Source organism: Rhodopseudomonas sp. P2A-2r (assembly GCF_026015985.1).
Lineage (GTDB): Bacteria > Pseudomonadota > Alphaproteobacteria > Rhizobiales > Xanthobacteraceae > Tardiphaga.
In genome coordinates, this window is the sequence record NZ_CP110389.1 from 3,627,883 (window position 1) to 3,651,386 (window position 23,504).

The following is a 23,504-nucleotide window of genomic DNA, read 5'->3' on the forward strand; positions in this document are numbered from 1 at the left end:
CGGCGCCGGTCTGGTCACAACTGTTGAAGCCGGCGGCGGCGCGGCGTATGACGGACCATGTCAAAAAATTCAGAACTGAAAGCCGGTGATGCGCCCGAAGCGATCCCGGAATGTCCGCGCTGCCAGAAGCCTGTGCCGCTGTGCGTCTGCGACAGCATCACGCCGATCGAGAACAAGCTGAGCATCCTGATCCTGCAGCATCCGCAGGAGCAGGACCGCGCGCTCGGCACCGCCCGGGTCGCCGCAGCCCATTTCAAGAACGCCGTGGTCAAGGTCGGCCTGTCGTGGCCGAGCCTGGCGAAGGCGCTCGGCCGTCCGGTCCAGGACCAATCGCGCTGGGCCGTATTGTATCTCGGCTCCGCAAAGGTCGCCGACTTCGAGACCGACCGCGACATCCTGGCCATCGACCGCAAGGGCGAAGCCGAGGAGAACCAGCGCGCGCTGCTCAAGGACATCCAGGGCATCGTGATCCTCGACGGCACCTGGAGCCAGGCCAAGGCGCTGTGGTGGCGCAACGCCTGGATGCTGAAGCTGCAGCGGGTCATTCTCGGACCGGCAAAGCCATCGCTGTACGGCAAGCTGCGCAAGGAACCGCGCAAGGACGGGCTGTCCACCATCGAGGCGGCGGGCATGCTGATCGCCCGGCTGGAAAAGCGCCCCGATGTCGAAGAAACCCTCAATGCGGCGTTCGAACGCATGCTGGCGACCTATCGCCAGGCGCAAAGCACCATTCCGGAGCTGGCGCCGAAGCCAAAACCGAAACGTGACTACCGCCGCAAGAAGCGGGCCTGACCGCTCGCTGGCCCCTCGGACGATCCGACACCGGATGGTGCCGGGTCGGCACGGGAGAGGCCGGGGAGGGCCGCCATCCACGGCGGCTCAGGTAAGATTTCAGCGGGGCATTGCCTAAACGGCGAACCAACTGTAACAAAGCGCCAATGGGGCCATGTGGCGGAGTGGTTACGCGCCGGTCTGCAAAACCGTTTATTCGGGTTCGATTCCCGACGTGGCCTCCATCACTCCAACCGACATCTCAGGCTGAGGATCCGTGCTTTGCACGGGAGGCGGTTGAGTCGCCTGTCTCTGGCAGGCGACGCAACGAATGCGTCAGCAAGAGGCTTCCCAGCCGTCGGGGAACGGAACCAGCGGCCACGCGGTGCCATTGTCGTTGGCGGCCAGGGGAACCTCTGAGAAGAAGGTCTGCAGGCTGGCGAGATCCTGCGGATCCGGCTCCATTTCAGTCCTGACCATATCCAGCAAAAGTTCGAATTCAGCTTCGCTCATCGTCACGCTCCCTGTCTGGGCGCAACTTGGCGAAAAGCATTTGTGATGCCGTTGAATGGATCGCTCAAATTGTATCGATCCACACGCCGCAGACAGCTTGGTTACCGGCCTATTGCCGCAATCCCGAAAATGGTTCGATTCGGAAACGCCGAGCGCGCCGCTACACGCGCCGTCCTTCCAGACGCAGAATGCCTTCAATCCGCTGGAATCGGGCGCGCCGCTATTCGATGGGAACCGCGAGTCGGCCGATCAACAGGGCAAGTTCGTCGAGGCGGTCGCTGTCGTGGGTTTGCACCGCTGCAGCCAGCCGGATCAGGCATTCGTCATCGCTGACGAAGGGCAGGGAGGCAGGGTCGACGTGGGGGAGCGTGGATCGCGTCTGAATGGCCGGCATGAAATACCTCATTCGATCTGAAACTTCGCCTAGTCTCATGCCGGATTGCGACGTTTTGGCGATTCAATAATGGATTCGCCGGGGACGCGCCGCAGTCCCTTGTGGCCCAAGCGCATCCAACGACGCGGCAGAAAGGCCTGTAAAATCGAGTCTTTCTGCATTTTCCCAGCAAAAAAGACGCTTGTTGGGTGTCCGGGCATTTCCCGCTTTGCAACGCGAGAATGCTTTGTTATACGCTGCGGCCTGCGAAGCAATTCGCCTGTTCCCTGGTAGCTCAGTGGTAGAGCATTCGACTGTTAATCGAATGGTCGCTGGTTCGAATCCGGCCCGGGGAGCCAAAATTTCCGTCACATGACCGGTCGCTGACCTCCGTGGCGTTGCCTTTCAAGCAACCTTGCATCAGACTTGGCACTGCCGTAATTCCTTGCTGAGGAAGTTACAGCCACTTGCAAGGGATCGCCCATGTCCGATTTTTCGACCGCCCGCCAGAAGATGGTTGATGGTCAGGTGCGTCCCAGCGATGTGACCGATCTCAGGATCATCGACGCCATGCTGGCGGTGCCGCGCGAAGACTTCATCCCCGCCAGCCAGCGGGCGCTGGCCTATCTGGACATCGATCTCGACATCAGCGCGCCCGGCGCGGACAAGCGCTTCCTGATCAAGCCGGTGGTGCTGGCGCGGATGCTGCAGGCCGCCGACATCAAGCCAACCGATAATGTGCTGGTGGTCGGTTGCGCCACCGGCTATTCGGCCGCCGTGGTGGCGAAGCTGGCCGCGCGGGTGACTGCGACCGAAGGCGGTCCGGCTCTGGTGGCCAAAGCCCGCGATTGCCTGGCGAAGCTCGGCTCGGCCAATGTCGAATGCGTGGCGGCTATGGCTGCCGATGGCTACGCCGCCAACGCCCCCTACGATGTGATCGTGCTGGTCGGCGCCACCGAGATCGTCCCCGCGGGGCTGTACAAGCAGCTGGCGCCCGGTGGGCGACTGCTCGGCGTGTTTGCCATGGGCCTGCCGCAGCGCGCGATGATCGTCACCCACTCTCAGGATGATTTCGGAACCCGGGCGCTGTTCGATGCGGCAGTTCCGGTGCTGCCGGGGTTGGAGAAACGTCCGGCCTTCGTTTTCTAGGGGGACATAGACCTGTATTGTGCGCGCGGCATTTCAAGTGTGGCTTGGATGTCCCAGCTGCCAAGTTTTCACAGGAATAAGCCACCGGAGCCGGCTCCCGGGGTTCCGTCTCGCGGTTGCGAGGAATATGGTGAGTGAAGACTCAAGACTTAACGACCCGGGTCCCGAGCCCGCATTGTGGCTCGGCCGGTGAACGGCATAGATGGAATACCTCGAATGGGTGGCGTAAAAGTCCTTACCGGCGCTGCGACTGCGGCCCTCTTGCTGGCATTTGTCGGCGCTACGCCCGTCCGGGCCGATACGATCGAGGCTGCGCTGATCCGCGCCTACCAGAATAACCCCCAGCTCAATGCCCAGCGCGCCTCGGTGCGCGCCACTGACGAGAACGTTCCCCAGGCTCTGTCGGGCTATCGCCCTAAGGTCGCCGTGACCGCGAGCGCCGGCTACCAGTACACCGATGCCGTGGCCACCTCTCAGCTCGGCGCGTCTCATCTGACCGGCACACAGGTTCCGCGCTCCGTGGGCGCGACCGTGACGCAGACGCTGTTCAATGGCCAGCAGACCGCCAACCGCACCCGTGCCGCCGAAGGCCAGGTTTCGTCGGCTCGCGAAGGCCTGCGCGTTCTCGAGCAGTCGGTGATGCTGGCGGCCGCCACCATCTACATGGACTATCTGCGCGACTCAGCCACTTTGGAAGTTCAGCGCAGCAACGTCCGCGTGCTCGAGCAAACGCTGAAGCAGACCCGCGACCGCTTCAATGTCGGCGAAGTGACCCGCACCGACGTGGCACAATCGGAAGCGCAGCTTGCCGCTGGCCGCACGCAGCAGCTGACTGCCGAATCCACCCTGACCACCACGCGATCGAATTTTCGCCGCATCATCGGCAGCGAGCCGGTCGCGCTCGCTGCCGGTTCGCCGGTCGATCGCTTCCTGCCTTCGACCTTGCCTTCCGCCATCGACCTCGGCTTGACCGAGAACCCGAATGTGACCGCGGCAATGTTCGGCATCGACGTCAGCTTCCTCAACGTCAAGGTCAGTGAAGGCGCGCTGTTTCCGACTGTGACGCTGCAAGTCGGCGCGCAGCAGGCTTGGGAATCGTCGATCTCGAGTCCGCGCGGCTTCACGGCGTCTGCGGTGACCCAGATCTCGGTGCCGATCTATCAGGGCGGCGCCGAATACGCGCTGATCCGCCAGTCCAAGGAATCGCTCGCCCAGCAGCGTCTGGTGCTGGAACAGACCCGGGATCAGACCCGCGCCAGCGTGGTGCAGGCATGGGGACAGTTGCTGGCGGGCAGGGCGCAGGTGTCGTCGGCGCAGGCCCAGGTGTCGGCATCGGAAATCGCGCTCAATGGCGTGCGCGAGGAAGCCAAGGCCGGCCAGCGTACCACGCTGGACGTGTTGAATGCACAGCAGGCGCTGGTCAACGCGCGCGTTGCGCTGGTCACGGCCCAGCATGACCGCGTCGTGGCATCATATGCGGTGCTCAATGCGGTCGGCCGGCTGTCGCCGACCGTGCTCAAGCTCTCCACCACGGTCTACGATCCCAGCGTCCACTACCAGCAGGTGCGCGATAGCTGGGGCGGCGTGCGGACCCCCGACGGCCGCTGAGCGACGTTCGGCGGCTGCGCAAAGGGCTGTCCGCACAGCCCTTTGCTTGCAATCGATTGTTGCGATGACGTAACTTTCCCTCAGGTAGCAAGGCGATTCGACGCGCGATCGGCGTGACATGCGCTTGGTCGGGCATTGCTTGATCTGGGGACAAGTCGGGCTGGCGCGATGAAAAGCCCGCCCGCACATCGAGAACCGGCAAATCGAGCCTCGTCTGGTGTAAATGTGGACGAGGATGTTGATGATGTGGAGTCGGACATGACGCAGCCTGCAAAGGTCCAGGAACCCTCCATGGAGGAGATTCTGGCGTCAATCCGACGCATCATCGCCGATGACGAAGCCAAGCCCGTCGCCGCTGAGCCTGTACCCGCGCCGCAACCGGTGAAGCCGGAACCGCCGAAGCCCGCAGCCGTCGCGCCGAAGCCTGCGGCGATGACCAACATTCCTCCGTCGGCCATTCCCGCTGCGCAGGCCGCCGTCGCAAAGGCCGCGCCGCCTGTGCCCAAGCCGGCACCGGCGCCGGAGCCTGCGGCTACCAACGGGCAGGACGACATTGACGCTCTGCTGGCCGGTCTCGATGCCGCCACGACCGAGGAGGAGGTCCGGCCGCCGCTGCCCGACGGCGACGTGTTCGAATTGACAGACGACATGGTGCTGCCTGATCCGGAGCCCGAACCTGCTTTCCAGCACGTCGAGCCCGAGGACGACCTGGAATTCGCCGAAGCGGTCGCCGCAACTACCGAGCGCCCGCGGTCACCGGTATTCGATCCGCCGTCTTACGACCCGCCGCCGGCGCCCAGCAGCAGATACTGTCGCATTCTACCGTATCGGCCGTGGAATCTGCCTTCAACACGCTGGCCAATACAGTGCTGAGCAACAACGCCCGTACGCTGGAGGATCTCGTCAAGGAGATGCTGCGGCCGATGCTGAAGTCCTGGCTCGACGACAATCTGCCTGGTCTGGTCGAGCGCATCGTCAAGGCCGAAATCGAGCGGGTTTCGCGCGGCGGCCGTTAGTCGCCCGGGAGCCCGCCACCGCTCCATGCTGCCTTTGTCTGGCCGCTGCGGCCAATTATACCTGCCATCATGTTGACTTGGCGCCCGCTGGCGGGTTTCTAGCGCGTTCGGCCTGCGCACCCGCCAAGGTGTCGAGAAGGCGCCGAAAACTCCTGACCGATTGAATTGTCATGATCGAAAAGACCTATCAGCCCGCAGATATCGAAGGCCGCATGGCCGCCGCTTGGGAACAGGCCGGTGCGTTCAAGGCCGGACGCGCGGACCGCATCGACGCCGAGCCCTATACGATCGTGATCCCGCCGCCCAATGTGACAGGCTCTCTGCACATGGGTCATGCGCTGAACAACACGCTGCAGGACGTGCTGTGCCGCTTCGAGCGCATGCGCGGCCGCGACGTGCTGTGGCAGCCCGGCACCGACCACGCCGGCATCGCCACTCAGATGGTGGTCGAGCGCCAGCTGATGGAGCGCAAGGAGCCCGGTCGCCGCGACATGGGCCGCGAGAAGTTTCTCGAGCGCGTCTGGCAATGGAAGGCCGAGAGCGGCGGCGTCATCGTCAATCAGCTGAAGCGCCTCGGTGCCTCCTGCGACTGGTCGCGCGAGCGTTTTACGATGGACGAGGGGCTGTCCCGCGCCGTCGTGAAAGTGTTCGTGCAACTGCACCGCGAAGGCCTGATCTACAAGGACAAGCGTCTGGTCAACTGGGATCCGAAGCTGCTCACCGCGATCTCCGATCTCGAAGTGCAGCAGATCGAGGTCAAGGGAAACCTGTGGCATCTGCGCTATCCGCTGCAGGGCAAGACATTCGATCCCGACGACGCCAGCACCTTCATCGTGGTCGCCACCACGCGCCCGGAAACCATGCTCGGCGACAGCGCCGTGGCGGTGAACCCCGACGATGAACGCTACACCCACCTGATCGGCAAGCATGTCGTGCTGCCGCTGGTCGGCCGCCTCATTCCAATCGTCGCCGACGAATATTCCGACCCCGAAAAGGGGTCCGGTGCCGTCAAGATCACCCCGGCGCACGACTTCAACGACTTCGAAGTTGGCCGCCGGCACAACCTGCCGCAGATCAGCATTCTCGACACCGAGGGCCGGCTGGCGCTCGAGGACAACGAGGACTATTTGCGCGGTCTGCCCGTTGGCTCCGAGCAACTGGTCGATGAGTTGAACGGCATGGAGCGCTTCGCCGCGCGAAAAAGCATTCTGGTGCGGCTGGAGGATTTCGGCTTTCTCGAGAAGGTCGAGCCCAACACCCACATGGTGCCTCACGGCGATCGCTCCGGCGTGGTCATCGAGCCCTATCTGACTGACCAGTGGTACGTCGATGCCAAGACCATGGCACAGCCGGCGATCGCCGCGGTGCGCTCGGGCGAAACAACCTTCGTGCCCAAGAACTGGGAGAAGACCTACTTCGAGTGGATGGAGAACATCCAGCCCTGGTGCATCTCGCGCCAGCTGTGGTGGGGCCATCAGATCCCGGCCTGGTACGGACCGGACGGCAAGGTGTTCGTCGCCGAAACCGAGGAAGAAGCTGTCGGGAACGCGCTCGGCTATTACGTCGAGCAGGAAGTCATTACCGCAGAGCAGGGCCATGACATGGCACTAGATCCGGAGAAGCGCGCCGGCTTCATCACGCGTGATGAAGACGTGCTCGACACCTGGTTCTCGTCGGCGCTGTGGCCGTTCTCGACGCTCGGCTGGCCCGACGATACCACCGACGTGGAGCGCTACTACCCGACCAACGTGCTGGTCACCGGCTTCGACATCATCTTTTTCTGGGTCGCCCGGATGATGATGATGGGCATGCACTTCATGAAGGAAGTGCCGTTCCCGACGGTCTACATCCACGCCCTCGTCCGCGACGAGAAGGGCGCCAAGATGTCGAAGTCGAAGGGCAACGTCATCGACCCCCTGCACCTGATCGACGATTACGGCGCCGATGCGCTGCGCTTCACGCTGGCCGCCATGGCCGCGCAGGGCCGCGATATCAAGCTGGCGCCGCAACGCGTCGAGGGTTACCGCAACTTCGCGACCAAGCTGTGGAACGCGTGCCGCTTCGCGGAGATGAACGAGTGCTTCCTGCCGCCGGATTTCGATCCGACCAAGGCAACCGAAGTGGTCAATCGCTGGATCGCGCACGAGACCGCACGCGCCACCCGTGAGATCACCGAAGCCATCGAAGCCTATCGCTTCAACGACGCTGCCGGCGCCGCCTATCGCTTCGTCTGGAACGTGTATTGCGACTGGTACCTCGAACTGGCCAAGCCGGTGATGATGGGCGAGGATTCGCCCGCCAAGACCGAGACCCGCGCCATGGTCGCGTGGGCGCGCGACGAGATCCTCAAGTTGCTGCATCCGTTCATGCCCTTCATCACCGAAGAGCTGTGGGCGGTGACCGCGCCGCGCTCGGGCCTGCTGGCGCTGGCGCCGTGGCCGCTGAAGGCGCGCGGCCTGACCCAGGAGCAGGAAGCGCTGATGATCGCCACTGCCGCCAGCGATCCGCTGGTGACGCCGATCCTGATGGCCACGCCGGATCCCGTGGCCGACTTCCGCGATGACGCCGCTGAAGCCGAGATCGGCTGGGTGGTCGATCTGGTCACCGCGGTGCGCTCGGTGCGTGCCGAGATGAACATCACCCCGGCGACCTTGACGCCGCTGGTGCTGGCCGGCGCCTCCGCCGAGACCCAGGCGCGCGCGGTGCGCTGGAGCGACGTGATCAAGCGGCTGGCACGCCTCGGCGAGGTGTCATCGGCCGATCGTGCCCCCGACGGCTCGGTGCAACTGCTCATCCGCGGCGAAGTCGTCGCACTGCCCCTGAAGGGCGTGATCGATGTCGGCGCCGAACAGGCGCGACTCGCCAAGGAACTGGCCAAGGCCGAGGCCGACATCAAGCGCGTCGATGCCAAGCTCTCCAACGAGAAATTCGTCGCCAACGCGCCGGAGGAGATCGTCGAGGAAGAGAAGGAAAAGCGCGCCGAGGCCGTGGCCCGCAAGGAAAAGGTGCTGGAGGCCATGGAGCGGCTCAAGAGCGCGGTGTAAAGCTACTCTCGTGCCCCGGACGCTGCGCAGTACGTCTCGAAGCGACGTGGTGCGCTGCAGATCCGGGGCCGTTGCGGACGCTGTCGCCCGTGACGGTCCCGGCTCTGCGGAGCAGCGTTGTCGGCGAAGCTTCGCTTCGCCTGCGCTGCACCGCGTCCGGGACAAGACAGCCTCACTTCGAAAACGGCTTGCTCAGAAACTTCGAGCCTTTCAGCCCGTAGCGCCACGGCAGTTCCACCGCTTTGGTGAGGCCGATGCGCGTCCCGGATATCACCTCGGGCGCCTCGGTCCGCGCCAGAATGTCGAATGGCGGGGCGTCCAGCGCCAGCCCGTTATGGGCATGGGTGATCCCCAAGGCCTGACACAGTTTTCCCGGCCCCGAGCACAGCAACCGCTCGTCCTCAAGCCCGCGCCGCAATTGCATCTCGCCGATTCCGAACGTCGGCTGCAGGGCGCGGATCAGCACGGCGCTGGCCGAGCCCTCCTTCTCGCAGACGAAATTGACGCACCAGTGGATGCCGTAGGAGCGGTAGACATAGACAAAGCCGGGTGGCCCGAACATCACCATGTTGCGCGGCGTCGGCCCGTTGAACGAATGCGCCGCCGGGTCGGTGTGGTGGTAGGCCTCGACCTCGACGATGATACCGCCGACGCCGTTGACCAGCAGCGTGGCACCGATCAGCTCGGGCGCCACCTCATGAACGCTGCGCGCGAAGAAGCCGCGCTTGAGCGGCTTTCCCAGGCCCTTTGCAGGGGCGGGAGCGGTTCGACTTGGGACTCTTGGGCTTTGAGGCATTCAATTGGGCTTGCAAGGGCTTGGCAGGCATGAAGGGCCGACGGGTGCGGCAGGGCATCCGGCATGCTAATGACCAAGCCACGGCAAGGCGAGTGGGTTGCGGGTCACGGCGCGGCGGATTACCTAGAGTTTCACTCAGAATGGACAGTCAATGGTCGTCGTCCTCGATACGGTTTCCACCAACCAGTTGCGCCCGCGTCACCCCGAAAAGGTGAACCGGCCGGATTCGGCCTCGCCGCCGAAACCGGACTGGATCCGGGTTCGCGCGCCGACCACGCGCGGCTATGGCGACACCCGCAAGATCGTCAAGGAAAACGGCCTGGTCACCGTCTGCGAGGAGGCTGGCTGCCCCAATATCGGCGAGTGCTGGGACAAGAAGCACGCCACCTTCATGATCATGGGGGACACGTGCACGCGCGCCTGTGCGTTCTGCAACGTCAAGACCGGGATGCCCGGGGCGCTCGACGCGGCGGAGCCGGAGCATGTGGCGCTGGCGGTGTCGAAGCTGGGCTTGCATCACGTGGTCATCACCTCGGTCGACCGCGACGACCTCGCCGATGGCGGCGCCGAGCACTTTGCCCAGACCATCCGCGCCATCCGCGCGGCATGCCCGACCACCACCATCGAGATCCTGACGCCGGACTTTTTGCGCAAGCCGGGCGCGATGGAGATCGTTGTCGCAGCCAAGCCGGATGTCTTCAACCACAATCTGGAGACGGTGCCGTCGGGCTATCTGACGGTACGGCCCGGCGCGCGATATTTCCATTCGATTCGCCTGCTGCAGAAGGTCAAGGAGATCGACCCGACCATCTTCACCAAATCGGGAATCATGGTCGGGCTCGGCGAGCAGCGCCATGAGGTGCTGCAGGTGATGGACGACCTGCGTTCGGCAGACGTCGACTTCCTGACCATCGGCCAGTACCTGCAGCCGACGCGAAAACATCACGCGGTCATGCGTTACGTCACTCCCGACGAATTCGCCGGCTATGAGAAGGTCGCCTATACCAAGGGCTTCCTGATGGTGTCGGCGAGTCCGCTGACGCGCTCGTCGCACCACGCCGGCGAGGATTTTGCAAAACTGCAGGCGGCACGCGCTGCACTCGCGCGCTGAGACGATCCGATGCCTCAATTCGCCAGCAAGCGCCGGGTCCGGCACAGCGCATCGCAGATGTTCGACCTCGTGGCCGACGTGGAGCGCTATCCGGAGTTCGTGCCGCTGTGCAAGGCGCTGAAGATCCGCCAGCGCACGACAAAACCTGACGGCACCGAGGTGATCGTCGCGGACATGACGGTCGCGTTCAAATTGATCCGCGAGGCCTTCACCAGCCGCGTGACGCTGGACCGCGCCAACCTCAAGATCATGGTGGAGTATCTGCAGGGCCCGTTCAGCAATCTCGAGAACCGCTGGACCTTCGAGCCGAAGTCCGACACCGAATGCGATGTCGGTTTCTTTCTGTCCTACGAATTCAAGAGCCGGATGCTCGGCATGCTGATGGGCACCATGTTCGACACCGCGTTCCAGCGCTTTTCTGCGGCGTTCGAGAAGCGCGCCGATCAGGTCTACGGGGCCAAGAGCTGAGGTTCCCCGGACGCGGCGCAGCCCGGCAATGCGAAGCATTGCCGAGAAGGCCTGCTCCGCAGATCCGGGGCCGTCTCATGCGACGTCAAACGAGAAGATCCCGGATCTGCGGAGCACCGTTTCGGACGATGCTGCGCATCGTCGCTCACGCTGCACCGCATCCGGGAAACGTGGAACAGTTACTTTTCGGGTTTTGGCTTCGGCTTCAGCGGCCCGGCGCGGTGGCGTTTGACGGCCGCTCGGCGCGGCGTGCGCGCGACCCGCGGCCGTGCCAAGCTGGCCGCTTCGCGTTTCTTGACCGGCGGCTGCGGTCCCCGCGCCAGTTCCATCAACATCCGCAAGGCTTCCACCACCGAGCGCTGCCGCACTGGGCCGCGGCCGATGGCGCCGAAGCGACACTCGCGATTGAGAATGCGGCCATCGCGCGAAGCGACGGCGAAATGGACCAGGCCGACCGGTTTGCCCGGCGTCGCGCCGCCGGGGCCGGCAATGCCGGTGATCGACACCGCGAGATCGACACCTGCCTTTTCCAGCGCACCCACCGCCATCTGCGTCGCGGTCTCCTTGCTGACCGCACCGAACGTCGACAGCGTCGCAGCGCGCACGCCGAGCATCGCGCGCTTGGCGTCGTTGGAGTAGGTGACGAAGCCGCGGTCGATCACATCGGACGAGCCGGGAATGTCGGTCAGCGCTGCCGCCACCATGCCGCCCGTGCAGGATTCAGCGGTCGCAATGGTCAGCTTGCGGCTGCGGCAGAGATCCAGCAGCGCACGGGACAGGGCACGGGCGTCGCTGCCGCTCATCTAGTCACTCCAGGGCAGGCGGATGGTGGCGCACGCCGTGGCAGCGATGCCTTCCTCGCGACCGGTGAAGCCGAGGCGCTCGCTTGTGGTGGCCTTCACCGCCACGCGCGAGATCGCAACGCCGGTGATCTCGGCAATGCGCGCCCGCATGACATCGCGGAGCGGCCCGATCTTCGGCCGTTCGCAGATCATCGTGACCTCGAGATTGGCCACGCGTCCGCCACGCGCGGTGACGCGGTCGACGGCGTATTTCAGAAACTTGTCGGAGGCCGCGCCTTTCCATTGCGGATCGCTCGGCGGAAAGTGCGAGCCGATATCGCCGTCCGCCAGCGCGCCGAGGATGGCATCCACCAGCGCATGCAGGCCGACGTCGCCGTCAGAGTGCGCGAGGAAGCCGCGCGTATGCGGCACCCGCACGCCGCAGAGCATCAGGTGATCGCCGTCGCCGAAGGCGTGCACGTCATAGCCGGTGCCCATGCGGATATCGCCGAGCGCAGCAGCAAGACGCGCTTCCTCGCGCACAAAATCTTCCGGTGTGGTGAGCTTCATGTTTGCAGGATCGCCTTCAAAGGTTGCCACCGTCAATCCTGCCCATTCGGCGAGTGCGGCGTCGTCGGTGAAATCGTCGCGGCCCTCGCGCGCCGCACGACGATGGGCTTCGAGAATGACGTCGAAGCGAAATGCCTGCGGCGTCTGCGCAAAGCGCAAGCGCCCTCGGTCCGGCGTGGCTTCCACATGGCCGGCATCGCCGACCTGCTTGATGGTGTCGGTGACGGCAATTGCGGGCACCGCGGCGCCGGTGATTCCGGCGGCGGCGATGGCGCGCGAAATCAGGGCAGGGGTCACGAAGGGCCGCGCGGCGTCGTGAATCAGCACGACATCGGGCGGATTGCCGGCCAATGCCTCAAGGCCGGCGCGGACCGAGGCTTGCCGGCTGGCGCCGCCGTTTGCTGGATGATCGTACCGCAAATGACCGACGGCCTCGTTGAACATGGCCATGTCGTCGGGATTGAGGACCGGTTGAACCGCCGCGATGTCGGGATGTGCACAGAACGGCTCCATCGCGCGGGCGATGACAGTGCGCCCGGCAATCGTGCGGTATTGCTTCGGTCCGCCGGAACCGGCGCGCAATCCGCGTCCGGCAGCGACGACAATGGCGGCAGATCTTGTCGATTTCGTCATCAGGCTCAACTGATTAAGGGGTAAGCTGTGGGCGCACAGCCATTACCATGCCGGACGGCAAAAACAGCATGTTTCCCTCGGCGTGAATGATCAACAACGCAATGCTGCACTGCACTTGCAAAATCAGCACATCTGTCTAATGTCTAGGCATGACGGTTGACTGCACAAGAAATGTGCGCAAGATACGTTCAACCGCATCGTAGCGTACAAAGGACAGTAGGTCTGTGACCGCCCTGGAATCACCAAACCACAAGTCGTTGCGGATCGGCGACATCGAAATCGCGAACCGTGTGGTTCTGGCACCGATGACCGGCATCACGGATGTGCCGTTCCGGCGGCAGGTGGCCCAACTCGGCGCCGGCCTCGTCGTCTCAGAAATGACGGCAAGCGCCGATCTCGTCAATGGCCGACCGATGTCTGTTTTGCGCGTTGAGGCGACCGGCCTGGGCCCGCACGTGGTCCAGCTGGCCGGCTGCGAGGCCCGCTGGATGGCCGAGGGCGCGCGCATCGCCGAAGCCGGCGGCGCCGATATCATCGACATCAACATGGGTTGCCCCGCCCGCAAGGTCACCGGCGGCACCGGCCAGTCCGGCTCAGCGCTGATGCGCAACCTCGATCACGCACTGACGCTGATCGACGCCACGGTCGCGGCGGTCAAGGTGCCGGTGACGCTGAAAATGCGGCTCGGCTGGGACGACAATTCGCTCAATGCGCCGGAGCTGGCGCGCCGCGCCGAAGCGGCCGGCGTGCAGTTGATCACGGTGCACGGCCGCACCCGTTGCCAGTTCTACAAGGGCGAGGCGGATTGGGGCGCGGTGCGCGCGGTCCGCGACGCGATCGATATTCCGCTGATCGTCAACGGCGACATCACCTCCTACGAGAAGGCGCTGACCGCGCTGGAACTGTCCGGCGCCGACGCCGTGATGGTGGGCCGCGGTGCCTATGGGCGCCCCTGGGTGCCCGGCCAGATTGCCCGTCGCCTGCAGAGCGGTGCAGCAGAGGCCGAGCCGGCGCTCGCCGTGCAACTTTCCTACGTCCGCACGCTCTACGAGGAAATTCTCAGCCATTACGGCGTCCATGTCGGGCTGCGCCATGCACGAAAACATCTCGGCTGGTCGCTCGATGCGGCCGCAGCCGCCAGCGACGCGCCACCGGACGTTCTGAGAAGCTGGAAACAGAAGATTCAAACCGCCGAGGCCCCCGCAGGCGTACACCGTTCGCTTGACGAGGCGTTTGACGCCTTCGCATGGAGTGCTGCCGCATGACAGCTGTCGCAGGACACCGCCACCCGATTTCCACCGACAGCGAGGCGATTCTCAACGCCTTGCCCAATCCGGTGCTGCTGATCGCACCCGACGGCAAGATCGTCGACGCCAACATGGCAGCGGAATCGTTTTTCGAGATCTCGACCCAGTTCCTGCGGCGCCAGTCGCTGAAGGAACTGGTGCCGTTCGGCAGCCCGCTGCTGGCGCTGATCGATCAGGTTCGCGACTCCGGCTCGCCGGTCAATGAGTTCAAGGTCGATCTCGGCACGCCGCGGATCGGCAGGGATCGCCAGGTCGATCTCCATGTCGCGCCGTTGAGCGAACGGCCCGGGCATATCGTGGTGATGCTGCAGGAACGCACCATCGCCGACAAGATGGACCGCCAGCTCACCCATCGCAGCGCCGCACGCTCGGTGATCGCGCTCGCCGCGATGCTGGCCCATGAGATCAAGAATCCGCTGTCAGGCATTCGCGGAGCCGCGCAGCTGCTGGAGCAGGCGGCATCGTCCGAAGACCGCATGCTGACACGGCTGATCTGCGACGAGGCCGATCGCATCGTGACCCTGGTCGATCGTATGGAGGTGTTCGGCGATGATCGCCCGGTGGCGCGCGGTCCGGTCAACATCCACTCTGTGCTCGACCATGTGAAACGGCTCGCGCAGTCGGGCTTTGCCCGCAACATCCGCTTCATCGAGGAATACGACCCGTCATTGCCGCCGGTGCTGGCCAATCAGGACCAGCTCATCCAAGTGTTCCTCAACCTGGTGAAAAATGCCGCCGAGGCCGTCGCGGAACTGGGCCACGACGGTGAGATCCAGCTCACCACTGCGTTCCGGCCTGGCGTTCGGCTGTCGGTGCCGGGCAAGAAGACCCGCGTCTCGCTGCCGCTGGAATTCTGCGTCAAGGACAATGGCCCCGGCGTGCCGGACGACCTGTTGCCGAACCTGTTCGATCCCTTCGTCACCACCAAGCCCACCGGAAGCGGCCTGGGTCTTGCATTGGTTGCCAAGATTGTCGGCGATCATGGCGGAATCATCGAATGCGAATCCCAGCCGCGGAAGACGATTTTCCGAGTGCTGCTGCCCATGTTCAACGCTGCCAAAAACTTCGAACCGAGCAACGGCGACGTCCCGGCGACGTCGCCGCACACCTCCTAAAAACCAAGATGAGAAATGACAATGGCCGCTGGTAGCATTCTGGTTGCAGACGACGACACTGCGATCCGCACCGTCCTGAATCAGGCCCTTTCCCGCGCCGGATATGAGGTTCGCCTGACTGGCAACGCCGCCACGCTGTGGCGCTGGGTGAGCCAGGGCGAGGGCGATCTCGTCATCACCGACGTGGTGATGCCCGATGAGAACGCCTTCGACCTGCTGCCGCGCATCAAGAAGATGCGGCCCAACCTGCCGGTCATCGTGATGAGCGCGCAGAACACCTTCATGACGGCGATCCGCGCGTCGGAGCGCGGCGCCTATGAATATCTGCCGAAGCCGTTCGACCTCAAGGAACTGATCGCCATCGTCGGCCGCGCGCTGGCGGAACCGAAGGAGCGCGTCGCCAGCGTTGCCGATGACGGCGAGTTCGATTCGATCCCGCTGGTCGGCCGCTCGCCGGCCATGCAGGAAATCTACCGCGTGCTGGCGCGCCTGATGCAGACCGACCTGACGGTGATGATCTCCGGCGAGTCCGGCACCGGCAAGGAACTGGTGGCGCGCGCGCTGCACGACTACGGCAAGCGCCGCAACGGGCCCTTCGTTGCCGTCAACATGGCAGCGATCCCGCGCGACCTCATCGAATCCGAACTGTTCGGCCATGAGCGCGGCGCCTTCACCGGCGCCAACACCCGCGCCTCCGGCCGGTTCGAGCAGGCCGAGGGCGGCACGCTGTTCCTCGATGAAATCGGCGATATGCCGATGGAGGCGCAGACCCGCTTGCTGCGCGTGCTGCAGCAGGGTGAGTACACCACGGTCGGCGGCCGAACCCCGATCAAGACCGACGTGCGCATCGTTGCGGCCTCCAACAAGGACCTCCGGATTCTCATCCAGCAGGGCCTGTTCCGGGAGGATTTATTCTTCCGCCTCAACGTCGTGCCGCTGCGTCTTCCTCCTTTGCGTGAACGCATCGAGGATCTCCCGGACCTGATCCGGCATTTCTTTGCGCTGGCCGAAAAGGATGGCCTGCCGCCCAAGAAGCTCGACGCCCTGGCGCTGGAGCGCATGAAGCAGCATCGCTGGCCCGGCAACGTCCGCGAGCTGGAGAACCTGGCCCGCCGGCTGGCGGCGCTCTATCCGCAGGATGTCATCACCGGCTCGGTGATCGACGGCGAACTGGCACCGCCTGCGGTGGTGTCCGGCGGCAGCCCCCAGAACGGCGTCGACAACCTCGGCGGCGCCGTCGAGGTCTACCTGTCCTCGCACTTCTCGAGCTTCCCGAACGGCGTGCCGCCGCCCGGCCTCTATCACCGCATCCTGCGCGAGATCGAAGTACCGCTGCTCACAGCGGCACTGGCGGCGACGCGCGGCAACCAGATCCGTGCAGCCGATCTGCTCGGCCTCAACCGCAACACCCTGCGCAAGAAGATTCGCGATCTGGATATCCAAGTCTATCGCACCGGCGGGTAGGGCGCCGCGCACAGGGACTAACCTCGCCCCGCTCTTGCGGGGAGAGGTCGGAGCCGAGCGATAGCGAGGCTCCGGGTGAGCTGTTAGTGTTCGCTCGCAGCCGCTCCTCACCCGACTCGGACGACCTCGGTCCTTCGAGCGCCCCTCTACCCGCAGGACCCGGGCGAGGGAAACGCATCAGATCGAGCAATTCCACGTCATCGCGACGTGAAACCGGCACGACTGCGCTTTCCGCGGCTTTTACACGCCGCGGAATTGTCGTAATTGAGCAACATTGTTGTATGATTGCATCAGTACGTGTCGGGCTCGATCCCGCGACGACATGGCGTTCACGCTCACCAAAATCCGGAATGACCAGCGCAGACACGTCGCCCCCAGCGTTTGAAGCATCGCCGGCTGAACCGCGCCGATGGACTCTGCGCCGGCTGCTGCCGCCGATTGCCGTCGGTCTGGCGCTGCTGTCGGCCTTCCTGACCTTTGTCGTCCTGACCGGGCTGACGCCGATCTCGCCGACCCACAACGTAGTCGTCACCTTCCTGCTGATCAACGCGACCGCCGTGTTCCTGCTTGTGGTCATTATCGCCCGCGAAGTCTGGAAGGTGGTGCAGGCCCGCCGCCGCGGGCGCGCCGCCGCCCGGCTGCATGTCCAGATCGTCAGCCTGTTCTCGGTGATCGCGGTGATTCCCGCGGTGCTGGTCTCGATCGTCGCCAATGTCACCCTCGATCGCGGCCTCGACCGGCTGTTTTCGGGGCCGACCCGCGAGGTGATCCAGAACTCCCTGATCGTTGCCAATGCCTATCTCCACGAACATGCGCAGCTGATCCGCGGCGACATCCTCGGCATGGCCAACGACATCGCCCATGCGCGGCCGTTATACGACCAGGACCGCGGCACCTTTCGCAGCCTGCTGACGGCCAGCGCGGCGTCGCGCAACCTGCCGGGGGCGATGATCATCGACAAGGACCGCAATGTCCTGGAATCGGCGCAGACCGGCATCCGCCAGGACTTTACGACCCCGGCCGCCGACTTTCTGAAGAATGTCGATGAGACCGAGCCGCAAATCGCGGTGTTCATCGAAGCCAATTACGTCGCCGCGGTGATCCGGCTGCGCGCCTTCGACGATACCTTCCTCTATGTGGCGCGGCTGCTCGATCCACGGGTGGTGGCGCAACTGCGCCAGACCCAGGCCAGCGTCGCCGAATATGCCGACCTCGAATCCCGCCGGCTCGGCGTCCAGGTGGCCTTCGCGCTGATGTTCACGGTGATCGCGCTGACGGTGCTGATGTCGTCGGTGCTGATCGGACTGAACTTCGCCAACTGGCTGGTGACGCCGATCCGCCGTCTGATGGGCGCCGCCAATGCGGTGTCGACCGGCGACCTGCATGTGCGGGTGCCGGTGATCCAGTCCGAAGGCGATCTGGCGCATCTCGGCGAGACCTTCAACAAGATGACCCAGGAGCTGCGCACCCAGCGCGACGAACTGGTGTCGGCCTCCGACGTCATCGACAGCCGCCGCCGCTTCATCGAGGCGGTGCTGTCCTCGGCCAGTGCCGGCATCATCGGGGTCGACGGGGCCAACAGCATCGGCATCCTCAACCGCTCGGCGGAAAAGCTGATCGGCCATTCGGAATCCGAGACCCTCGGCCACCCCCTGCACGAAATCATCCCCGAACTCGACGAGATGATGCAGACCGTGCGCGAGGGCTCGCAGCGGCTGGTGCAGGGCCAGATCAACATCGCGCGCGGCGGCCAGGAGCGGGTGCTGTCAGTGCGCATCAGCGCCGAGCAGACCAGCCAGTCGCGCGACAGCTACATCATCACCCTCGACGACATCACCGAGCTGGTGTCGGCGCAGCGCACTTCGGCCTGGGCCGACGTCGCCCGCCGCATCGCCCACGAGATCAAGAACCCGCTGACGCCGATCCAGCTCTCGGCAGAGCGCATCAAGCGGAAATTCGGCAAGGTGATCGTCGCCGACAAGGCGATCTTCGAGCAGTGCACCGACACCATCGTCCGCCAGGTCGACGACATCCGCCGCATGGTCGACGAGTTCTCGAAGTTTGCACGGATGCCGAAGCCGGTGATCGAGGGCGAGGATGTCGCCGATACGGTTCGCCAGGCCGTGTTCCTGATGCGGGTCGGGCATCCCGACGTCGATATCGAGGCCGAGATCAAGGAAGAGCCGATGCGCGCCCGGTTCGATCGCCGGCTGATCTCGCAGGCACTGACCAACATCATCAAGAACGCCACCGAGGCCATCGAGGCGGTGCCGGCGGAAGAGCTTGGCAAGGGCCGCATCGAGGTGATCGCCGCGCGCGAGGGCGAGGACATCGTCATCGACGTGATCGACAACGGCATCGGTCTGCCCACGGTGAGCCGGTCGCGGCTGCTGGAGCCCTATGTCACGACGCGCGAGAAGGGCACCGGCCTTGGTCTCGCCATTGTCGGGCGCGTTCTGGAGGACCACGGCGGGCGAGATCGAGCTCAACGATGCCTCTGACATCCGGCCCGGTGCCCGCGGCGCATGGATGCGATTGCGCTTTGCGATTTCCGGCCAGAAGCCCGATGCGGCAAACGCCGAGCCAAAAGCCGCGCAGAGCAACGAAATCAAGACCGTCGCCGTGAGCGGCAACTGACCGAACGAAAAAAGACAGAGCGCATCCCATGGCAAATGACATTCTCATCGTCGATGACGAAGCCGATATTCGCGATCTGGTGGCGGGCATCCTCGAGGACGAAGGCTTCACCACGCGCACCGCGCGCGACAGCGACAGCGCACTGGCGGAAATCTCCAACCGCCGTCCCAACCTGGTGTTCCTCGACATCTGGCTGCAGGGCAGCAAGCTGGATGGTCTGCAACTGCTCGAACAGGTCAAGCGCGACCACACCGAAATGCCGGTGGTAATGATTTCCGGCCACGGCAATATCGAGACCGCCGTCGCTGCCATCAAGCGCGGCGCCTATGACTTCATCGAAAAGCCGTTCAAGGCCGACCGCCTGATCCTGGTGGCGACGCGGGCGCTGGAAACCTCGCGGCTGAAACGCGAGGTCAAGGAACTCAAGCAACTCGCGCCGGTGGCAAGTTCGCTGACCGGCCGTTCGGCGGCCATGAACCAGTTGCGCCAGACCATCGACCGCGCGGCAAAGGCCAACAGCCGCATCCTGATCGTCGGCCCGTCCGGCGCCGGCAAGGAACTGGCGGCGCGCACGCTGCACAATGCCTCGCAGCGCGCCGAAGGCCCGTTCGTCGTCATCAATGCCGCGGCGATCACACCGGAGCGCATGGAGGTCGAACTGTTCGGTATCGAGCAGACCAACGGCGAACAGGCCCGCAAGGCCGGCGCGCTGGAGGAAGCCCATGGCGGCACGCTGTTCCTCGACGAGATCGGTGACCTGCCACGCGAGACCCAGAACAAGATCCTGCGCGTGCTGGTCGACCAGACGTTCACGCGGGCGGGGGGCACCACCAAGGTCCATGTCGACGTCCGCATCATCTCCTCCACCGCGCGCAATCTCGAGGAGGAAATCGCCGAAGGCCGCTTCCGCGAGGATCTCTATCACCGCCTCTCGGTGGTGCCGATCCGCGTGCCGCCTTTGTCCGAGCATCGTGAGGACATTCCGGAGCTGATCGAGTATTTCATGGAGCAGATTTCGGTGGCCACCGGCCTGCCGAAACGCCAGATCGGCCAGGACGCCATGGCCGTGCTGCAGTCGCATGTCTGGCCCGGCAACATCCGGCAGCTCCGCAACAACGTCGAGCGCGTGATGATTCTCGCCGGCGGCGGCCCGGAGGTGATCATCACCGCCGACATGCTGCCGCAGGACGTCGGCTCCATGGTGCCGTCGATGCCCACCAGCAACAATGGCGAGCACATCATGGGTCTGCCCTTGCGCGAGGCCCGCGAAGTGTTCGAACGCGATTATCTGATCGCCCAGATCAGTCGTTTTTCCGGGAATATCTCGCGCACCGCGGAATTTGTCGGTATGGAACGCTCGGCCCTGCACCGCAAACTCAAGGCGCTCGGCGTCGGCTAACTCGCTCGCTGTCACTCAAATCCTCAGCCATCAGGACGTCCTATGTCGCGCATTGCCTATGTAAACGGTCACTATCAAAACCTGCGCGATGCCGCCGTGAATGTCGAAGACCGCGGCTATCAGTTCGCCGACGGCATCTATGAGGTCTGCGAAATCATCGGCGGCAAGATGGTGGATTTTCCCCGCCATATGGCGCGGATGCAGCGCTCGCTGCGCGAGCTGCGCATGGCCGAGGCGATGCCGCTGGCATCCTTGAAGATCGTGATGCAGGAGGTGATCCGGCGCAACCGCATCAGCTACGGCATCGTCTATCTGCAGATCAGCCGCGGCGTCGCCCACCGCGACCATGGCTTTCCGTCGCCGGAGGTGAAGCCGAGCCTGGTCATCACCGCCAAGTCGCTCAACTTTGCCAAGAACCAGGCCCAGGCCGCGCGCGGCGTCAAGGTGATCACCACCGCCGAAAACCGCTGGCCGCGCGTCGACATCAAGACCGTCGGTCTGTTGCCGAACGTGCTGGCGCGCCAGGAAGCGCGCGACAAGGGAGCCTATGAGGCCTGGTATGTGGATGCCGACGGCTTTGTGACCGAGGGCGCCTCGTGCAACGCCTGGATCGTCACCCGCGACGGCAAGGTGGTCACGCGCAGCGCCGAACGTGGCATTTTGTCGGGCATCACCCGCGCGGTTCTGATCGAGGTGCTGGAGTCGCTGCAGCTCAAGCTCGAAGAACGGAACTTCACGCCGGAGGAGGCTTATCAGGCCGCCGAGGCTTTCGTTTCCTCGGCGAGTCAGATTGTAATGCCCGTCATCAGCATCGACGGCAAAACCATTGGCGACGGCAAGCCGGGCGCGATCGCCACGCGATTGCGCGAGGAATTTCATCGATTTTCGGCGATTTCCTGAGATTTGCCTCAGATTTGCCCGGCCGTTGGCTGAACTGGCTTGCCTAAAAAGCTTGCCTGCCCTCTAATCAATTCGTCGCGCTCCCGGAGGGGATCTCAGGGAAACGCGGCGGCCAGTCGACGCTCCGGAGAGAGCTGCGTCAGGTTAAAAAAACAAGCACAACAAACTGCGGGATAAAAAAATGGCGGCAGACCGCGCACAGAATCTACAGGACACCTTCCTCAACCACGTACGTAAAACAAAGACGCCCCTGACGATCTTTCTGGTCAACGGAGTGAAGCTGCAGGGTATTGTCACATGGTTCGACAATTTCTGTCTGCTGCTGCGCCGTGATGGTCACTCTCAGCTTGTGTACAAACACGCAATCTCGACCATCATGCCGGGCGCTCCGATCCAGCTGTTCGAAGGCGGCGAGGACGCACCAGCTTGAGATTAAACTGATTGGAACCCCGGAGCTTCGAAGGGGGCGTTGACCGTCCTGGGTCAGCGCAAGGCGAACACAGCGGGCGGGTGGTAGTCATCGGCCCGTATTTGCGTGAACGGCGTGGCGACGCCGAATCGCAAGCGCAGATTCATGTCCGCAATGCCGACGCCCGGCTCGAGGAAGCCGTCGGTCTGGCGCGGGCCATCGACTTGACCATCGCCGAGGCGATCGTCGCGCCGCTCGCCCAGATCCGGCCGGCCACCTATCTCGGCAAGGGCAAGGTCGAGGAAATCCTCGGCCTGATCGCCGGCCATGACATCGAGCTGGTGGTGATGGATTGCGCGCTATCGCCGATTCAGCAGCGCAACCTGGAAAAGGAATGGAACACCAAGGTGCTCGACCGCACCGGGTTGATTCTGGAAATTTTCGGCCGCCGCGCCAAGACCAAGGAGGGCGCGCTGCAGGTCGAACTCGCCCATCTCAACTATCAGCGCAGCCGGCTGGTGCGGTCATGGACCCATCTGGAGCGCCAGCGCGGTGGCTTCGGCTTCATGGGCGGCCCCGGCGAAACCCAGATCGAGGCCGACCGCCGGCTGATCGGCGACCGCATCACGCGCATCGAGAACGAGATCAAGAAGGTCCAGGCGACGCGCCGGCTGCATCGTGCCGGCCGCCAGCGCGTGCCCTATCGCGTCGTGGCGCTGGTCGGCTACACCAACGCCGGCAAGTCTACGCTGTTCAACCGGCTGACCCGCGCCGAGGTCACCGCCGCCGACATGCTGTTCGCGACGCTCGATCCGACCTTGCGCGCGCTGACGCTGCCGCATGGCGGCAAGGCGATGCTGTCGGACACAGTCGGCTTCATTTCGAACCTGCCGACGCAACTCGTCGCCGCCTTCCGCGCCACGCTGGAAGAGGTGCTGGAAGCCGATATCATCCTGCACGTCCGCGACATCTCCCATGAAGACGCCGACGCCCAGCAGAGCGACGTCGACAAGGTGCTGCAGCAGCTCGGCATCGACGCCGAGGCCGGCGGCCGCATCCTCGAAGTCTGGAACAAGATCGACCGGTTCGACCCCGAGCAGCGCGAGAACCTCGCCAACATCGCCGCGCGCCGTCCGCCGGAAAAGCCGTGCTTCATGGTCTCAGCTGAAACCGGCGAGGGCATCGATGCATTGCTCAACGCCATCGAGGAGCGGCTGGCGGCGGCGCGGATCACACTCGACCTGACCATCGCCGCTTCCGACGGCGCCGGCATCAGCTGGCTGCATCGCAACGCCGAGGTGCTGGTCAAGGAACTGCATGACGATCATTTCGACATGACCGTACGCGTCGACGAGACCAAGCGCGACATCGTGATGAGCAAGTACAAGGCCGTGCAGCATCCTGACGATGCGACGGGGTAAGCGATAGCAACGCTTTCA

Annotated in this window: 18 protein-coding genes, 2 tRNA genes and 2 pseudogenes; 18 read left to right on the forward strand and 4 right to left on the reverse strand. The window is 64.3% G+C overall.

Going from position 1 to position 23,504, the window contains the following annotated elements; all coding sequences use genetic code 11:
- Window positions 1-57: 57 nt before the first annotated feature.
- On the forward strand, window positions 58-792 hold the full coding sequence (locus ONR75_RS17460) for a tRNA-uridine aminocarboxypropyltransferase (protein WP_265078383.1): 735 nt from the start codon (window positions 58-60) through the stop codon (window positions 790-792).
- A 150-nt stretch (window positions 793-942) separates the two neighbouring features.
- Window positions 943-1,016, forward strand: a tRNA-Cys gene (locus tag ONR75_RS17465).
- Between the two features lie 91 nt (window positions 1,017-1,107).
- Here the strand turns inward: ONR75_RS17465 and ONR75_RS17470 are convergent.
- Window positions 1,108-1,284, reverse strand: a complete 177-nt coding sequence (locus ONR75_RS17470; RefSeq protein WP_265078384.1) for a hypothetical protein — start codon at window positions 1,282-1,284, stop codon at window positions 1,108-1,110.
- A gap of 55 nt (window positions 1,285-1,339) precedes the next feature.
- On the opposite strand from ONR75_RS17470, the gene ONR75_RS17475 reads away from it, so the two are divergent.
- From ONR75_RS17475 to ONR75_RS17500, 6 genes and pseudogenes are all read left to right on the forward strand, one after another.
- Complete coding sequence (locus tag ONR75_RS17475) at window positions 1,340-1,699, forward strand: hypothetical protein (RefSeq protein WP_265083918.1); 360 nt, start codon at window positions 1,340-1,342, stop codon at window positions 1,697-1,699.
- A 242-nt stretch (window positions 1,700-1,941) separates the two neighbouring features.
- A tRNA-Asn gene (locus ONR75_RS17480) sits at window positions 1,942-2,016 on the forward strand.
- Between the two features lie 124 nt (window positions 2,017-2,140).
- Window positions 2,141-2,806 carry a protein-L-isoaspartate O-methyltransferase family protein gene (locus tag ONR75_RS17485; RefSeq protein ID WP_265078385.1) on the forward strand — a complete coding sequence of 222 codons (666 nt, stop codon included), beginning with the start codon at window positions 2,141-2,143 and terminating at the stop codon, window positions 2,804-2,806.
- Between the two features lie 216 nt (window positions 2,807-3,022).
- Window positions 3,023-4,414 (forward strand): TolC family outer membrane protein, encoded by a 1,392-nt coding sequence (locus tag ONR75_RS17490; RefSeq protein WP_265078386.1) that lies wholly within the window; start codon window positions 3,023-3,025, stop codon window positions 4,412-4,414.
- Window positions 4,415-4,672: 258 nt separating this feature from the next.
- Window positions 4,673-5,430 (forward strand): annotated as a pseudogene (locus tag ONR75_RS17495) (PopZ family protein).
- Window positions 5,431-5,600: 170 nt separating this feature from the next.
- Window positions 5,601-8,474 carry a valine--tRNA ligase gene (locus ONR75_RS17500; RefSeq protein WP_265078387.1) on the forward strand — a complete coding sequence of 958 codons (2,874 nt, stop codon included), beginning with the start codon at window positions 5,601-5,603 and terminating at the stop codon, window positions 8,472-8,474.
- Between the two features lie 172 nt (window positions 8,475-8,646).
- Here ONR75_RS17500 and ONR75_RS17505 read toward each other — a convergent pair whose 3' ends face one another.
- Entirely contained in the window at window positions 8,647-9,270 is a 624-nt protein-coding gene (locus ONR75_RS17505; protein ID WP_265078388.1) for a DNA-3-methyladenine glycosylase, read from the reverse strand.
- A gap of 151 nt (window positions 9,271-9,421) precedes the next feature.
- Between ONR75_RS17505 and lipA the strand changes: the two genes are divergently transcribed.
- Window positions 9,422-10,381 carry a lipoyl synthase gene (gene lipA / locus ONR75_RS17510; RefSeq protein WP_265078389.1) on the forward strand — a complete coding sequence of 320 codons (960 nt, stop codon included), beginning with the start codon at window positions 9,422-9,424 and terminating at the stop codon, window positions 10,379-10,381.
- A gap of 9 nt (window positions 10,382-10,390) precedes the next feature.
- A complete protein-coding gene (locus ONR75_RS17515; protein ID WP_265078390.1) occupies window positions 10,391-10,849 on the forward strand; it encodes a type II toxin-antitoxin system RatA family toxin in 459 nt (152 codons plus the stop codon).
- 179 nt (window positions 10,850-11,028) lie between these two features.
- On the opposite strand, the gene ONR75_RS17520 is transcribed toward ONR75_RS17515, so the two are convergent.
- Complete coding sequence (locus ONR75_RS17520) at window positions 11,029-11,652, reverse strand: CinA family protein (RefSeq protein ID WP_265078391.1); 624 nt, start codon at window positions 11,650-11,652, stop codon at window positions 11,029-11,031.
- Window positions 11,653-12,834: a bifunctional 2-C-methyl-D-erythritol 4-phosphate cytidylyltransferase/2-C-methyl-D-erythritol 2,4-cyclodiphosphate synthase gene (locus ONR75_RS17525; protein WP_265078392.1), complete on the reverse strand. Its 1,182-nt coding sequence runs from the start codon at window positions 12,832-12,834 to the stop codon at window positions 11,653-11,655.
- A 257-nt stretch (window positions 12,835-13,091) separates the two neighbouring features.
- Between ONR75_RS17525 and dusB the strand changes: the two genes are divergently transcribed.
- From dusB to hflX, 8 genes and pseudogenes are all read left to right on the forward strand, one after another.
- Window positions 13,092-14,099 (forward strand): tRNA dihydrouridine synthase DusB, encoded by a 1,008-nt coding sequence (gene dusB, locus ONR75_RS17530; protein WP_265083703.1) that lies wholly within the window; start codon window positions 13,092-13,094, stop codon window positions 14,097-14,099.
- On the forward strand, window positions 14,096-15,256 hold the full coding sequence (locus tag ONR75_RS17535; RefSeq protein WP_265078393.1) for a two-component system sensor histidine kinase NtrB: 1,161 nt from the start codon (window positions 14,096-14,098) through the stop codon (window positions 15,254-15,256). Before dusB ends, ONR75_RS17535 begins: the two co-directional genes overlap by 4 nt.
- Before the next feature lie 21 nt (window positions 15,257-15,277).
- A complete protein-coding gene (gene ntrC, locus ONR75_RS17540; protein WP_265078394.1) occupies window positions 15,278-16,720 on the forward strand; it encodes a nitrogen regulation protein NR(I) in 1,443 nt (480 codons plus the stop codon).
- Window positions 16,721-17,070: 350 nt separating this feature from the next.
- Window positions 17,071-19,357, forward strand: a pseudogene (locus tag ONR75_RS17545) (ATP-binding protein).
- 28 nt (window positions 19,358-19,385) lie between these two features.
- A complete protein-coding gene (locus ONR75_RS17550) occupies window positions 19,386-20,756 on the forward strand; it encodes a sigma-54-dependent transcriptional regulator (RefSeq protein WP_265078395.1) in 1,371 nt (456 codons plus the stop codon).
- Between the two features lie 42 nt (window positions 20,757-20,798).
- Window positions 20,799-21,656 carry a D-amino-acid transaminase gene (locus ONR75_RS17555; RefSeq protein ID WP_265078396.1) on the forward strand — a complete coding sequence of 286 codons (858 nt, stop codon included), beginning with the start codon at window positions 20,799-20,801 and terminating at the stop codon, window positions 21,654-21,656.
- Between the two features lie 181 nt (window positions 21,657-21,837).
- Complete coding sequence (hfq, locus tag ONR75_RS17560) at window positions 21,838-22,086, forward strand: RNA chaperone Hfq (protein ID WP_006020546.1); 249 nt, start codon at window positions 21,838-21,840, stop codon at window positions 22,084-22,086.
- Between the two features lie 11 nt (window positions 22,087-22,097).
- On the forward strand, window positions 22,098-23,486 hold the full coding sequence (hflX, locus tag ONR75_RS17565) for a GTPase HflX (protein ID WP_265078397.1): 1,389 nt from the start codon (window positions 22,098-22,100) through the stop codon (window positions 23,484-23,486).
- Window positions 23,487-23,504 lie beyond the last annotated feature (18 nt).